15 protein-coding genes and 1 pseudogene are annotated in these 14,792 nt (G+C 40.0%); 14 read left to right on the plus strand and 2 right to left on the minus strand.

Translation table 11 applies throughout. From position 1 onward, the window contains the following. Positions 1–7 precede the first annotated feature (7 nt). From ACIFOT_RS13230 to ACIFOT_RS13280, 11 genes are all read left to right on the plus strand, one after another. Positions 8–154 (plus strand): hypothetical protein, encoded by a 147-nt coding sequence (locus tag ACIFOT_RS13230; RefSeq protein ID WP_430065158.1) that lies wholly within the window; start codon positions 8–10, stop codon positions 152–154. After that, positions 135–437, plus strand: coding sequence for an urease subunit gamma (locus ACIFOT_RS13235; protein ID WP_289982940.1), 303 nt, complete (start codon positions 135–137; stop codon positions 435–437). Before ACIFOT_RS13230 ends, ACIFOT_RS13235 begins: the two co-directional genes overlap by 20 nt. A 45-nt stretch (positions 438–482) precedes the next feature. After that, the gene (locus ACIFOT_RS13240; protein ID WP_430065160.1) at positions 483–803 is read left to right on the plus strand and encodes an urease subunit beta; all 321 of its coding nucleotides are present in this window, start codon (positions 483–485) and stop codon (positions 801–803) included. Further along, positions 804–2,513 (plus strand): urease subunit alpha, encoded by a 1,710-nt coding sequence (ureC, locus tag ACIFOT_RS13245; RefSeq protein WP_430065162.1) that lies wholly within the window; start codon positions 804–806, stop codon positions 2,511–2,513. 167 nt (positions 2,514–2,680) lie between these two features. Continuing rightward, the gene (gene ureE, locus ACIFOT_RS13250; RefSeq protein WP_289982164.1) at positions 2,681–3,127 is read left to right on the plus strand and encodes an urease accessory protein UreE; all 447 of its coding nucleotides are present in this window, start codon (positions 2,681–2,683) and stop codon (positions 3,125–3,127) included. Continuing rightward, positions 3,120–3,806: an urease accessory protein UreF gene (locus ACIFOT_RS13255; protein ID WP_289982938.1), complete on the plus strand. Its 687-nt coding sequence runs from the start codon at positions 3,120–3,122 to the stop codon at positions 3,804–3,806. Before ureE ends, ACIFOT_RS13255 begins: the two co-directional genes overlap by 8 nt. Before the next feature lie 28 nt (positions 3,807–3,834). After that, positions 3,835–4,449 (plus strand): urease accessory protein UreG, encoded by a 615-nt coding sequence (ureG, locus tag ACIFOT_RS13260; protein ID WP_430065165.1) that lies wholly within the window; start codon positions 3,835–3,837, stop codon positions 4,447–4,449. Further along, entirely contained in the window at positions 4,446–5,261 is an 816-nt protein-coding gene (locus ACIFOT_RS13265; RefSeq protein WP_430065167.1) for an urease accessory protein UreD, read from the plus strand. The genes ureG and ACIFOT_RS13265 overlap by 4 nt, the downstream gene beginning before the upstream one ends. A gap of 1,548 nt (positions 5,262–6,809) precedes the next feature. Beyond that, on the plus strand, positions 6,810–8,351 hold the full coding sequence (locus ACIFOT_RS13270) for a bifunctional GNAT family N-acetyltransferase/carbon-nitrogen hydrolase family protein (protein ID WP_430065169.1): 1,542 nt from the start codon (positions 6,810–6,812) through the stop codon (positions 8,349–8,351). A 196-nt stretch (positions 8,352–8,547) separates the two neighbouring features. Next, positions 8,548–8,682, plus strand: a complete 135-nt coding sequence (locus ACIFOT_RS13275) for a hypothetical protein (protein WP_430065170.1) — start codon at positions 8,548–8,550, stop codon at positions 8,680–8,682. 54 nt (positions 8,683–8,736) lie between these two features. Then, a complete protein-coding gene (locus ACIFOT_RS13280; protein ID WP_430065172.1) occupies positions 8,737–9,864 on the plus strand; it encodes a hypothetical protein in 1,128 nt (375 codons plus the stop codon). Between the two features lie 264 nt (positions 9,865–10,128). Here ACIFOT_RS13280 and ACIFOT_RS13285 read toward each other — a convergent pair whose 3' ends face one another. Then, entirely contained in the window at positions 10,129–10,398 is a 270-nt protein-coding gene (locus ACIFOT_RS13285) for a hypothetical protein (RefSeq protein WP_430065174.1), read from the minus strand. Between the two features lie 216 nt (positions 10,399–10,614). On the opposite strand from ACIFOT_RS13285, the gene ACIFOT_RS13290 reads away from it, so the two are divergent. Further along, positions 10,615–10,890, plus strand: coding sequence for a hypothetical protein (locus ACIFOT_RS13290; RefSeq protein ID WP_430065176.1), 276 nt, complete (start codon positions 10,615–10,617; stop codon positions 10,888–10,890). 565 nt (positions 10,891–11,455) lie between these two features. On the opposite strand, the gene ACIFOT_RS13295 is transcribed toward ACIFOT_RS13290, so the two are convergent. Next, on the minus strand, positions 11,456–12,151 hold the full coding sequence (locus ACIFOT_RS13295; protein WP_430065178.1) for a LuxR C-terminal-related transcriptional regulator: 696 nt from the start codon (positions 12,149–12,151) through the stop codon (positions 11,456–11,458). 198 nt (positions 12,152–12,349) lie between these two features. Here ACIFOT_RS13295 and ACIFOT_RS13300 point away from each other — a divergent pair, with 198 nt between their 5' ends. Next, positions 12,350–13,993 (plus strand): flavin-containing monooxygenase, encoded by a 1,644-nt coding sequence (locus ACIFOT_RS13300; RefSeq protein WP_430065180.1) that lies wholly within the window; start codon positions 12,350–12,352, stop codon positions 13,991–13,993. Beyond that, positions 13,994–14,727: pseudogene (locus tag ACIFOT_RS13305) on the plus strand (SDR family NAD(P)-dependent oxidoreductase). It begins immediately after the preceding gene. Positions 14,728–14,792 lie beyond the last annotated feature (65 nt).

Consider the following 14,792-nt stretch of genomic DNA (forward strand, 5'->3'; position numbering starts at 1 on the left):
AGAATGATTGGTCACCAAAGCAGCTGGTCTTGGCTGCTTTGGTATTCATGTTGAATCACGAGGAGCAAATGTAGAATCGGTCTACGTTATGAATGGAAATCTCCGGTTACAGGAAAAAAGGAAGGATGAAAAAGATGAAACTGACCTCACGTGAAATGGAAAAGCTTATGGTTGTGGTGGCTGCTGACCTGGCGCGCCGCCGGCAAAAAAGAGGCTTAAAACTTAACTATCCTGAATCCATCGCCATCATTACCTATGAAGTTCTCGAAGGGGCGCGGGATGGACGAACAGTGGCACAGCTTATGCAATACGGTACCACCATTCTGACAAGAGAAGATGTGATGGAAGGTGTACCTGAAATGATTCCGGACATACAGGTCGAGGCGACATTCCCGGATGGTACAAAACTGGTCACTGTACATACCCCGATTCGATAACCCGATTTTACATACCCAAACCAAAACTATATAGGAGGGAAAGCAATGATTCCTGGGGAGTATCGATTAAAAAAGGAGCCAATTTTGTGTAATGAAAATAAGCCGCCGCTAGTCATTACTGTGTTAAACCGGGGCGATCGTCCGATCCAAATCGGTTCGCATTTTCATTTTTTTGAAGTCAATACAGCGTTGCAATTTGACCGTGGTCGCGCATTTGGCAGGCATTTGAATATTCCGGCGGGAACGGCCGTAAGGTTTGAGCCTGGCGATGAAAAGAAAGTAGAGCTCGTTTCTTTTTCGGGGGAACAGAGGGTGTACGGTTTAAATAAATTAACAAACGGTTCCGTCATAAAGGAGGAGAAGTAAGTGAGCTTTCACATGCCGCGAAAACAATATGCCGATATGTTCGGTCCAACGGTTGGAGATGCTGTCCGTTTAGCAGATACTGATCTGTTTATAGAAATAGAAAAAGATTACACCACCTACGGGGATGAAGTGAAGTTTGGGGGAGGCAAGGTGATTCGTGATGGAATGGGGCAGCACCCGCTTGTGACAAGGGCGGAAAGTGTGGACCTTGTGTTAACCAATGCGATGATTGTTGATTATACCGGGATTTATAAAGCAGACATTGGTGTGAAAGATGGGAAGATTGTGGAGATTGGCAAGGCTGGGAATCCGCTGCTGATGGACAAGGTGGATATCGTCATTGGTGGGTCAACCGAAGTGATTGCCGCAGAAGGAAAAATCGTAACCGCCGGAGGCATTGATGCCCATATCCACTTTATTTGTCCGCAGCAAATTGAAACGGCGCTTTCCTCTGGCGTGACCACGATGATTGGCGGGGGGACAGGGCCGGCTACAGGCACGAACGCAACCACCTGTACCCCAGGCCCGTGGAATATCCACCGGATGCTCCAGGCAGCAGAAGAATTCCCAATGAATCTCGGTTTTTTGGGAAAAGGAAATGCTTCGGATGAAGCTCCGTTAAAGGAACAAATTGAAGCGGGAGCAATCGGCTTAAAGCTTCATGAAGACTGGGGAACAACGGCTGCAGCCATTGATACCAGTCTAAAAGTGGCTGACCAATATGATGTGCAGGTCGCCATTCATACCGATACCCTTAACGAAGGTGGATTTGTTGAGGATACATTGGCTGCCATTGATGGACGCGTGATTCATACGTATCATACGGAAGGCGCCGGGGGAGGACATGCACCGGATATTATTAAGGCTGCCAGCTTCCCTAATATCTTGCCGTCATCGACCAATCCAACAAGGCCTTATACGATTAATACACTGGAAGAGCATTTAGATATGTTGATGGTTTGCCATCATCTTGATCCAGAGGTTCCGGAGGACATTGCTTTTGCTGATTCGCGGATTCGCAAAGAAACGATTGCCGCAGAAGATATCCTACACGATATCGGTGTATTCAGTATGATTTCCTCAGATTCGCAGGCAATGGGACGGGTGGGAGAAGTGATTACCCGTACGTGGCAAACGGCGGATAAGATGAAAAAACAGCACGGAAAACTGGCGGAAGATCAAGGCGTTGGCGATAACTTCCGGGTCAAGCGGTATATTGCCAAATATACGATCAACCCTGCTTGGACACATGGGATTGCCGATTATGTCGGTTCGATTGAAACAGGAAAGCTCGCGGATTTGGTTGTCTGGGATCCGGCGTTTTTCGGTGTGAAACCAGAGTTGATTTTAAAAGGCGGCATGATTGCACACAGTTTGATGGGAGATCCAAATGCCAGCATACCAACGCCGCAGCCGGTTATCTATCGTCCGATGTTTGCATCATTCGGAAGTGCCAAATATCAAACGTCGATGACATTTGTATCCCAAGCTGCTTTTAAAAAAGGGGTTCATGAAACACTTGGGCTAAAGAAAATCGTCAAACCTGTGTCAGGGATCCGCCAGTTAACGAAAAAATCGATGGTTTTTAATGGGGAAACACCTGAAATCGAGGTGGATCCGCAAACATACGAAGTGAAAGTAAATGGTGAATTAATAACCTGTGAGCCGGCGGAAGTAGTTCCAATGGCACAGCGCTATTTCTTGTTTTAAGGTGTTTGAGTTGCGAAACCCAGGAAGGTACAACGATCCTTACTTGGTTGAAGGGTTCTATTTTTGTTTGGCGAAATAAATTCTTTTTTCGCGAAACATTCACCAAGTTTGGAGAAATTCATTCCTGTAACGCCCTACTCTATTTCTTTTTTCAAGGAGAGAAAAAAATGATTATTGAAAAAGTAATTGGAAATGTTGCGACAATAGAAAAAAAAGCACCGCATACAGAACGGGTGTACATGAACAGCGATGACTTGGTTAAACGGATTCAGCGTGTTGTCACCGACCATGGCAAGGAGATTGGGATTCGCTTAAAAGACAATCGTGACTTAATCGACGGTGATGTCTTATATATAGATGAACGAAATATGATCGTAATCTCCGTTAAAAATGATGACTTGTTGGTGATCCAGCCAACGTCGATCCAGCAGATGGGGGAAATTGCCCACCAACTGGGGAACCGTCATCTCCCGGCCCAATTTGAAGGAAATGAAATGCTTGTTCAGTATGATTATTTAGTCGAAGAGCTTCTCCAGCAATTAGAAATTCCTTTTAAGCGGGAAAATCGAAAGGTAAAGCAGGCGTTTCGCCATATTGGACACCGCCATGATTAATGAATTGTTTCCGCTGCTTCAGTTGTGTGATTCCAACTTTCCATCCGGAGCCTTTTCGCATTCGTTCGGATTGGAAACCTACATTCAGGAACAAGTCATTACGGATACGAAAAGCTTTTCTGAAGCTATCATCGTATATATCGAAAAACAGCTTGTTTTTGTCGAGGGACTAGCGTGCCGGCTTGCTTTTGAAGGGGTCGGGCAAAACAGGATGGCGGATCTATTCGAGCTAGATCAATTATTATTTGCTGCGAGCCTTGCGGAAGAAACGAGGATCGGAAATCGCCGAATTGGGGAACGAATGGCAAAACTATGTGCCGGCCTTTATCCATCACCGATTCTCGATGATTATCTCGATAAAATCAAAGAAAAGCAGGCCTATGGACATTCTGCCTTGGTTTTTTCGATCGTTGCCTGCCACTTACAAGTGGGAAAAGAAACTGCCATTGGCGCGTATTTATATGGAGCTGTTTCTTCACTGATTCAAAACGCAGTCCGCAGCATTCCCCTCGGACAGACCGATGGTCAAAAGCTGTTGGTCAACATCCAGCCGCTTTTAAAGAAAGCCGTTCGGAAGATTTTGTTGTTGTCTAAGGATGATCTTGGGGCGGTCAGCCCGGGATTGGAAATTGCCCAAATGCGTCATGAACGATTACATGTACGCTTGTTTATGTCTTAAATTTTTTAGAAAAAGAGGGATATTGAGAATGGAACCAGTACGTATAGGAATTGGAGGTCCTGTTGGCGCAGGAAAAACGATGCTTGTGGAAAAATTAACGCGGGCGATGCACGAAGAACTGAGCATGGCCGTTGTCACGAATGACATCTATACAAAGGAAGATGCGTTATTTCTCATGAAAAACGGAGTGCTGCCTCAGGATCGGGTAATCGGGGTGGAAACTGGCGGTTGTCCGCATACGGCGATTCGTGAGGATGCCTCGATGAATTTTGCGGCCATCGATGAATTGAAAGAAAGACACCCTGATGTTGAATTGATCTTTGTCGAAAGCGGTGGCGATAATTTAGCGGCAACATTCAGTCCAGAGCTTGTTGATTTTTCCATTTATATTATTGATGTGGCCCAAGGGGAAAAAATTCCGCGCAAAGGCGGACAAGGGATGATTAAGTCAGACTTATTCATCATCAACAAAATTGATTTGGCGCCTTACGTTGGAGCAAGTCTGGAAATCATGGAGCGGGACACGATCGATGCGAGAGGGGACAAGCCTTTTATTTTTACAAATTTAAAAGATGGAACAGGCCTTGAACAAGTGATCGATTGGATTAAAAAACAAGCTCTATTAATGGGATTGGAGTCATGAGCTATACCGGCGTATTGGAGCTTTCTGCGGTCAGAAGGCAGTCCAAAAGTATTGTATCCAGCTGTTATTATGAAGGGGCATTGAAATTAACTCGCCCGGTGTACCTGGAGGAGGATGTGCCAACCGTTTATCTGATTCATGTTGGGGGCGGCTATGTCGACGGCGATACCTATTTGACTGACCTTTCTGTTGAGGCGGGAGCGGAATTGGCAGTTACTACGCAATCCGCTACAAAAGTATATAAAACGCCGAAAAACCCTGTTGTTCAGCAAACAAATTTGAAAGTGGGCAAGGGAAGTGTGCTTGAATATTTTCCGGATTCATTAATCGCTTATGAGGGTGCGCGTTTTATTCAAGAAACTAATGTTCGGATGGAGGAGGAAGCTGGTTTTTTTTATAGCGATATAATCACACCTGGATGGGCAGAGGATGGGAGCTTGTTTCGCTATGACTGGATCCGTTCGAAATTAAAAGTCTATAAAAATGACAAGCTCGTTTTATTTGATCATTTGCTGCTTAAGCCGGACGATCAGTTGAACGGGATTATGCAAATGGAGGGGTATACCCATGTTGGGACCTTCCTCATCTATCATAATCAAGCAGATAAAGGTTTTTTGGATGGTTTATATGAAGTCATGGAGGATATTCAGGAAGACGTTTGTTTCGGATTGTCTTCTTTGCCGAAGGGAGGAGTGATTTTGAGGCTGCTGGCTCGGTCTACAGGGATGATTGAGAAAATGATTACTCATGCGCATGGATGGGCCAGACATCAGCTGTTGGCGAAGGATGTTGTTAGATGGAGGAAATACTAAGGTTGTGGAATGCATCTTTCTTGGAAAAGAAGGATGCATTGTTGTTGAGGATTGTGCAGGAGGGTATTGGTGGATTAGAGGAAATTACAATTAACCCAGGATGGTTATGCTAGCTTTATTCCACAATAAAAGCCCCTGTCAATTACAGAGAACGGCTTTTTTGTCCTTGTTTTTTGTATGCGTAAGGATTGAGAAAACAAGGAAGAGTCACAGGTATAAGAAAGGTTACTGAGAATTTGACTATGACTGAATGTTTGAGCGATTCATGTGGTTCAAACAGACGGAGGGTTTAGCTCCTCGTACTATTGAAGATTTTCAGATTCACTTTCAATGGTTACTAGATTATCTTGGTAAAGACTTATGAAGAGGGCAAATGACTCATGAAGTGTTCCTTGAGTGAGTTGACTTTATGCTCAACGATAAAGGTCTTCAACCTACAACAGTCAATATTGGTGTAAGAACAATGAGAGTATTCTGCGTTGGTGTTATCTTGAAAACCTTTTTCATATTTCAATTCATGAGAAGTTTAAGCCAATGAAGACAGAAGAAGACACTATTGAATCTTAAACTGTTACTGAAATTAAAACTCCGTTCAACGAATTTGACGAGTCGACCTTCGTTGTTCCGAGATAAAGTTATGGTCTATGAACGCCTCTCCCTTTTCAAGGTCCATATTTTTGGTTTCTCCATTAATCTGTAATATTAATTTAGACAAATATTTTGCGTCTCTTTTAATAGCAGATCAAATCGAGTAGTTTAATTTTTTTACATTGAAATCCTGTTGGCTGAAAATCATGAAATACACTCCATTCATATTTAAATAAAACACAAGGTAAGCAGATACAACAAACAAACTAACTTACGATTGTTTCATAATTGCGTAAAACGAATAATCGATTATTCAAGGGTTCTCCTCCCTCCACTGCTATATAAAATGAATCTTATGAGAGTTTTTATTCATGGATCACTTGATGAGGAAAACTATTATACTTCTAATTATGAAAATATAAAAGAAAAATTAATCCATTTTTTTCTTTTTTTGTCGTTTTTTTCAATTATTTGTCCTAGCTGAGATGAAACGTAACATAATCTCGAGCGTACTAGAGCGGGTCTGGAGACTGCATGAGCAAGCAATCCGTATCGGTTCAATTGCGTTCATTAAATCTTGAAATTCAACCATGCCGTGGAATGGCTTAACTTACAGTCTTTCGTTTAACGTGACAAAGAATTAAAACAGGATTACTCTTAATAACGTATCTATTCATTACAATTGGAATGACATAAGCGGTGGAATAAGCACCATCCTACTGCTTTTGCTAAGGAGATGAAGTCACCAAGTGTGAGGTATTAGTAGACGGAGTTATTATAAAGATCAATCATTCGCAAAGTTAAGGGGAAAATGGAAATTTTGACTCAGAATAACTTTTTATATGCATCATTAATTATGTAATTAAAGGGAATCATAAATGAATAATGGCATTTTAATAGAAGCTAGGATATTTTCAAGGAAACTACATAGCTTTACAACTAGAACGAGGGTGTGAGAACGTGTCAGAGACAGATATGTCGAAATACGAGAAGAAAATAATCATTCGCAACATACAAATCGAAGACATTGATGAAATTATAGAGTTAGGGAAAGTTTGCTTCCCTAACATGGACCCATGGAAGCGGGAGCAATTGGTTAGTCACATTCGAATTTTCCCAGAGGGTCAATTTTGCGTGGAATATGAGGACAAGATTGTAGGTTCCTGTTCAAGTTTAATCGTCAATTTTGAAGAATATGACGACCAGCACACATGGGACGTTATTACGGACAACGGGTATATCACGAATCACGACCCCAATGGGAAAAATTTGTACGGGATTGAAGTGATGGTCGATCCAGGATACCGGCGCATGAAACTAGGTGCCCGTCTTTACGAGGCGCGCAAGGAACTCGCTGTTCGATTAAATCTTCAAAGCATCATTATCGGCGGACGAATCCCAAATTACCACAAATACAAGAATGAAATGACGGCTCGTGAGTATGTTGCTGCAGTTGAGAAGCACAGTATTTATGACCCAGTTTTGTCCTTTCAGCTCCTGCAGGGGTTTACTATTAAACGTATCAACACAAGCTACCTGCCAGATGACAAAGCATCTGATTCTATGGCTACCTTGATGGAATGGAACAACATCGATTATCGTCCAAAGAATAAGCGAATTTATCGCACATCGTTCCCGGTTAGAATCTGTGCGGTTCAGTACATGATGAAAAAAATTGACTCGTTTCAGGATTTTAATCGTCAAATTGAGTACTATGTCGACGTCGCGGCTGATTTCGGATCTGATTTTGTTGTATTTCCGGAGATATTTACAACCCAATTGATGTCATTTCTGGAAGAAAAACGGCCGGATCAGGCAGTTCGACGACTGGCAACCTATACAGATCAATATATTGAACTGTTTACGCAACTCGCAGTACGATATAACATCAACATTGTTGGTGGATCACATTTTGTTGAAGAAAATGGGGATGTCTACAATGTTGGTTTTCTATTCCGTCGCGACGGCACGATAGAAAAACAGTCCAAAATTCACGCCACACCAAACGAGAAAAAGTGGTGGGGCATTTCAGAAGGAAACGAAATTCATGTGTTTGACACGGATTGCGGAAAGATTGCTATCCACATTTCTTACGACATCGAGTTTCCGGAACTCGCAAGGATTGCTGTTGATAAGGGTGCAAACATTATATTTGTACCTTTTTGTACGGAGGATCGTCAGGGGTACCTCCGTGTTCGCTACTGTGCCCAGGCACGTGCGATTGAGAACCAAGTATATACCTGTATTGCTGGAACCGTGGGCAACTTAACGCATGTTGAGAATATGGATATTCAGTACGCACAATCTGGAATTTTCTCGCCTTCCGATTTTGAGTTTGCAAGGGATGGGATTGTAGGGGAATGTGATGCTAACATTGACACCGTAGTTGTTGGTGACGTAGACCTTGAGAAGCTGAGACGTTCTCGGAATTCTGGTTCGCTGCGCCAATTACGCGATCGACGACATGATTTGTATCGAATTGAATGGAATGGATTAGCATAAAGCAGGATTAAGTTGTTTATAACTTAGGGTGTCAAGCACCAGACTTGGATTTGGTGATTGGCAACCTTTATTTGTTTTACTTCCGGAGGGAAAACTTTGGAATCACTGTGAACAGTAGCTTTTTTGGGAAGTATGTTATAATTAACCACGAAAGATAGAAAATCAGTGTATACATTATGCAAGGAGGCTAAGTTGAATGTATATAGAGCTTATAAGACCAATTGAAATATCCATAAAAGATAAAAAGTATAAAGTAAAAGGTAATGTTATCCGGGCTGCGGTGTTTGCAAGAACCAATGTAATCGAAGTTTTAACAGCAGATAACGAATGATTTTATTTTATATACTTTAAAAATTCATTAATATATGGTGATAAACTAGATAAGGTGGAAGAAGAATCATTTATCAATAAAGCATTTCATGAAGGTATTGTGATTGAATCTCCTCATCCAATATTAAATGCATTAATCCCCAATCAATCCGTTTCTATTCAAAATAAAAATAAACTCTTCACTCAACTCCAAATTCATTATTCTTTAAAGGAAATAGCCTATATTGCGACAACACTTGACTCATTTTTTGATAAGGATGAGCTTGTAAAAATTATTGACAAGGTCTTTTTTCACTATAGAAGAAGCGGAAAATTTATGAAGTCATTTCAGATTATTCAAATTTTACATGATTTTGTACCTTCATTAAAATCAGCAAATGAACGTCTAAATTCACAAGAATTCAATTCATATCATGATTTTTACAAATCCTCGAGTTTACCTTCCATCCTAAAAAAGGATCCACTATTTGTTGAACTACTTTGCTTCCAAAATAGATCAAATCCAGAAATGCGTGTTTTTTTAGAAGATATATTTACAAAACAGGATTGTTTACTGGAGTTGTTAGTGCTCTGGATTGAATCTCCAAAGGCTGAATCGATTAAAAAGTACACAGATTTTGCTCTACAACTTGTTACGATGAAAGAATGGATATTCATACTAGGAGAGGTAAATATCAATCCGTATCGAGTTTTACCTGAGGCAAAGTCCATTATTGAAAAAATGATTCAAGAAGATAATTACGAGACAGCGGCCTTATTTTTATTAAATTTCATCCATGATCTGCCAACTTCCTATGATGCTATCCTGAATTCATTATGGGGGAATTTGAATGCTGGATTTGTAGGATCTCACCTAGACGATTTCATATTTATGTTTCAACAGCTAGTCCCCGAAGATCACTCTAAACTATTGGAACAAAAAATCTTTCAACTCGCTGTTATCCTGCTTGAAGAGCATAATCTCAAAGAGGTTCACGAAAAACTTTTACCTATTCAAAAAATACACCCCTATTCAGCGGTGATTCGAAAAATGAATAATATGTTAGCATTATTAGAGGAACCTGATCAGATGATGGAATTGGGGGATTATTATGCAGAGTTTAAACATTTGATAAAGCAATTGATTACTTTTTCTGGGAAATGGAACTTCAACCACAGGACCCTAATCCTGTACAGAAAATAAGTCGTATGTATCAACATAAAGGAATGGTAAAAGAAGCAGCTACATACCAAAAAGTTTACGCGCAAATAAAAAGTAATCAAGGAATAGGCTGAAAACGATCGAATAAATCTGCTGGTCAAAGAAATTATTTCTTGAATAGAAAAAATCAAGATAAGAAGTTCTTCGGAATTGTTTATTTCCGCCCATAGAAAAACTGCTCCTCCAATTGTTAGGTTGTCTAACAATTGGGGGGCAGTTTGTTTCATATAAGGTGTGTGATACTATTCATTTCAAATATAATTTTCTTGGATAAGCTCCGCTAAAACAGGAAACACAACGGCTGCTGGTTTCTGCAAGATTTACATCAACCACCTCCAATAAACCTTCAGTGCTTAAAAACGCTAATGAATCCGCGCCAATTACTTCTCCAATTGCTCGTTCATGTTCATGTCTGTTAGCAAATAACTCCTCTTTTGTCGGCATATCAATACCATAAAAGGGGTCTTCAAAACTGCTTGAGACCTGCGTGCCAGGTCTGGTGGGTTCGATTCCCACGCAGTCCCGCCAAATTAAGATTTTCAATCAAATACATAAATTCTCACCTACACAGTCTTTTGCTCATTTTGAACGAGTCTGTATGAAACTGAGAAGACAAAACTGTGTGTGTTCAGAGCCTTCAAATAACTATATTTGAAGGTTTTTTGCATGAGATAAGGTGCTAGAAAGCATGGAAGAGTTAGCCCAGTTAGAAAGGTAACTGAGACGGTCAATATGTCAGAAATGTTCGAGCGGTTTATGGGGTTCAAACAATCTGAGGGTTTAGCTCCTCGTACTATTGAAGAATATCAGATTCATCTTCAATGGTTACTGGACTATCTTGATGGAGACCTATCAAGCGAGGAAATGACACTAGATGTGTTTCGTGAATGGGTTGACTTCATGTTAAATGAGAAGGGCTTACATCCACAACGGTCACTTTTTAAAATTGATATCTACCCATACCCAATCATTTTGATACAAAACTTTGATTTTAGCAGTAGTATCTGATGACTTTTCGAACATATTATTTTTATAGAACACCGGAAATTCTTTATGTACTAGTTGTAATGTAGGAGGGTTCTTTTTAAACTTCTTTCATTTAGCCAATTTTGATAGTTAGAGCGATAGCTTTTTACTTTGCCAAAAGCAGTACCAATGGCACCTCTTCTATAATAGGAAGGGAATTTATAAAATCGTAGGTTAAACTCTATATATTTAGGAAGAGGGCTTGATTTCGTGATATGTATCAATTTTTCGACTGCCGGCAAGATAGATTTAGTTGATATATCATGTACGTTATCAAACTCATTATCTAACACATCTATAATAAATCCTATTGTTTTTTATAAATATCAAGTGTAGCATCGAAGATGCGTGAATGATTGGTAATTTTGTTTCGTAAAGTTTTAGCTACTTTCATCATCAAACCCGCCTTCCAATTGAAATATATACTCAGTATACGACTTACTACACATTCTGAAAAAAAAGAAAGGCAAGACCATTGCGCCTAACCCCCACTAAATCTGCGATTTTGAAGGGGAATGCGGCGCTAATATTTTTGTTCAATTTAAGGCTATGAAATAATCCCTTTCCTAAATAATTCTCCAATTGCATGTGAACGATTATTTGCGCCGATCTTTTTAACCGCGGTCTTTACATATTGATTAATCGTTAATTCGCTAATTTTCATATTATCAGACATTTCTTTTGTGCTTTCTCCATATGCTATCCTTCTCATTACTTCTAATTCTCTTCGACTTAGGATTTGCATTCCCTCTTCATTATTCCAATTAGCGATCACTTTTCCAACTAATTTCCCATAAAGGGTAAAAGATGATAGCAGTTGATCATCGATCATTGAACCTTCTTCAAAATCTGAGCTGCATATATAACCGAAGACAAACGAACCAAAGCAAATCGGAACAACTAACAGGGAATTAAAGTTGGAAGTAATGGTATATTTGCTGCCCATTTGTTTAAGATATTCAAGCCCTTTGCAAAATTTTGCTTTCTTTTCACTAATCGCTGAGAAAATAATGGGAATAGAACGAATATCATCACGTATTTCACCAATATGTACCCCCCCGGTAGAATCGAGGAAAATTACTCCTTCAGCGAGATAGCCTAGAGGAGAGTATCTTAGTAAATAAGAATTTTGGACAGGGAAAAGTTCCATGTAAATCTCTAATATTTTAAAAAGCTGCTCCTCGTGACTTGAAATAGACCCAAGCCCCTGAATAGATTCTTGAATGGTAGAGTAAAAAACCATAAAACATCCCCTTTTTTTAGGGATATTATACTCTAAAAATACGGAATATTCAATTATTTCAAAAAGGTATAGACTTTAAGATAAACAGCTTGAGATGTCCACCTTGGGATGAACCCAAAAGTGTTAGGAGGGAGATTTTTCAAATAAAACAGGTAAAATGTTATTTTCATTTTGATTGAAAGTTGGGGAGGTAGGTAAATGATGTCAACAAATCAAGTTAATTACTTGGATGCAGTCGTTCTAGGAGCTGGTTTTTCTGGATTATATATGCTTCATAATTTACGAGAGGCGGGCTTCTCTACACGTGTCTATGAAGCTGGGGACGGGGTAGGTGGTGTATGGTATTGGAACCGTTATCCTGGAGCACGTTGTGACATCGAAAGTATTTATTATAACTATACTTTCTCTAAAGAACTTTACCAAGAGTGGACTTGGACTTCTAGATATCCTGAACAGCCGGAAATCTTACGTTATCTTAATTTTGTAGCAGATAAATTTGATTTGCGTCGGGACATTCATTTTAATACACGCATTACTGCTGCACATTACGAGGAAACAAGTAACAGATGGAAGATTCAAATGAATGATGGTACAAGTGTAACTGCAAAGTATTTCATTTCAGGCGCAGGATGTCTTTCTGCTGCCAATCTGCCTAAATTTAATGGCTTAGAAAGTTTTGAGGGTGAGTGGTATCATACCGGCAAATGGCCTCAAGAAAAAGTGGATTTTAAAGGAAAGCGGGTTGGGGTAATTGGCACGGGGTCAAGTGGTGTACAGGCTATCCCCGTTATTGCAAAAGAAGCGGATCACTTGACTGTTTTTCAGAGAACCCCACAATATACAATGCCAGCCAGAAATCACCCTTATGCTCCAGAGTTTATTAATCAAACGAAAGCAAACTTTAACGAAATTAAAAGACAGATGCGCGAATCCCAAACGGGCAATGGAATCCAAATTCGTACTATCTCAGCTCTATCGGATCCACCGGAAAAACGTCATCAGGTATATGAAAAGGCTTGGGAAGAAGGGGGTTATGCTTTAACATCCGCTTATTACGACCTTTTAATTAATGAGGAGGCGAATCATACAGCTGCTGATTTTATTCGGTCGAAAATAAAAGAAATCGTCCATAACCCTGAAATCGCTGAAAAGCTGCTTCCAAACTATTATTTTGGCACAAAACGTCCAATCTTGGACACTGATTATTATGAAACATATAACAGAGAAAATGTCACGTTAGTTGACGTCAAGAAGGCGCCAATTGTAGAGATAACTCCAAAAGGGCTTCGAACAAAGGAAAAAGAGTATGAACTAGACATCCTTGTTTTTGCTACCGGTTATGACGGGATGACAGGACCATTATTTAAAATTGATATACGAGGCAAAGACGGAGTGTTACTAAAGGAAAAATGGGAAGAAGGTTCTATGGTAAGAACTTATCTCGGTCTTGCAACTGCTGGTTTCCCTAACTTCTTTATGATTACGGGACCTGAGAGTCCGTCTGTACTAGTAAATATGCCAACGGCGATTGAGCAGCATGTTGAATGGATTGCCGATTGTTTAGATTACATGCGTGAACATGAGATAGAAATTTTCGAACCAACGGTAGAGGCAGAAGAAGCATGGAGCAAGCATTGCCGAGAGGTTGCGGAAATGACTCTTTATGTGAAAACTGATTCCTGGTACACCGGTTCAAATATTGCAGGTAAACCACGGAGTTTCCTAATTTATCTTGGGGGATTTGACACATATAAGCACAAATGTAATGAAGTTGCTGCTTTGGGGTACAATGGATTTACTTTGTCTACTAAAGATGGTTTCTCGCAGAAAGGGAGTATATAAATGTCTTTAAAAAATGGTGAAGCGTTAATTACTGGAGCTGGAAGTGGCATAGGCAGGTCTGTAAGTTTTAAATTGGCAGAAAAGGGAATGTGCGTCGTTGTTGTTGACTTAGATGAAAAAGGAGGAGAAGAAACACTTTGTCTTATAAAAGAAAGTGGAGGTGAAGGGATTTTTATTCAAGCAGATGTATCGAAAAACTCTGATGTAGAAAAATATGTTTCCACTGTTAAAAATCTGTATGGAAGAATAGAGTGTTTTTTAATAATGCTGGTGTTCTTAGTAAACCAACTCTATTAGCCGATTATAGCGAGGAAATGTTTGATCGAGTGATAGCAGTGAATTTAAAAGGTGCTTTTCTAGGACTTAAACATGTATTAAAGGTCATGGAGGAGCAACAATCTGGGGTGATCATTAATACAGCTTCGACAGCAGGCGTTCAAAGTACAACTTATTTAGGGGGATACTCTGCGTCCAAGCATGGGGTAATAGGTCTAACGAAAACTGCCGCAGTAGAATATGGATCAAAAGGGATAAGAATAAATGCTATTTGTCCAGGCGGTGTCGAAACAAATATGACGAAACATATGGATATAAATAACCCTGAGCAGAATGGTCCACTTGGAAGACCTGCTACACCTGAGGAGATAGCTAATGTTGTTTACTTTTTGGCATCAGAAGAAGCTAGTTATATGAATGGTTCTATTGTTACAATCGATGGTGGATTAACAGCATAATTTTTTAAGAGAGAAGTAAGTGGATTATTGAAATGTAAACGTATACATTGCATTTCTCTGAATAA

The organism is Neobacillus sp. NRS-1170 (assembly GCF_050468025.1).

Coding starts and splice junctions, on each gene's coding strand:
- ACIFOT_RS13235 (WP_289982940.1), top strand. CDS start 135: ATGAAACTGACCTCACGTGAAATGGAAAAGCTTATGGTTGTGGTGGCT.
- ACIFOT_RS13240 (WP_430065160.1), top strand. CDS start 483: ATGATTCCTGGGGAGTATCGATTAAAAAAGGAGCCAATTTTGTGTAAT.
- ureE (WP_289982164.1), top strand. CDS start 2,681: ATGATTATTGAAAAAGTAATTGGAAATGTTGCGACAATAGAAAAAAAA.
- ACIFOT_RS13255 (WP_289982938.1), top strand. CDS start 3,120: ATGATTAATGAATTGTTTCCGCTGCTTCAGTTGTGTGATTCCAACTTT.
- ureG (WP_430065165.1), top strand. CDS start 3,835: ATGGAACCAGTACGTATAGGAATTGGAGGTCCTGTTGGCGCAGGAAAA.
- ACIFOT_RS13265 (WP_430065167.1), top strand. CDS start 4,446: ATGAGCTATACCGGCGTATTGGAGCTTTCTGCGGTCAGAAGGCAGTCC.
- ACIFOT_RS13275 (WP_430065170.1), top strand. CDS start 8,548: ATGTATATAGAGCTTATAAGACCAATTGAAATATCCATAAAAGATAAA.
- ACIFOT_RS13290 (WP_430065176.1), top strand. CDS start 10,615: ATGTCAGAAATGTTCGAGCGGTTTATGGGGTTCAAACAATCTGAGGGT.
- ACIFOT_RS13295 (WP_430065178.1), bottom strand. CDS start 12,151: ATGGTTTTTTACTCTACCATTCAAGAATCTATTCAGGGGCTTGGGTCT.
- ACIFOT_RS13300 (WP_430065180.1), top strand. CDS start 12,350: ATGATGTCAACAAATCAAGTTAATTACTTGGATGCAGTCGTTCTAGGA.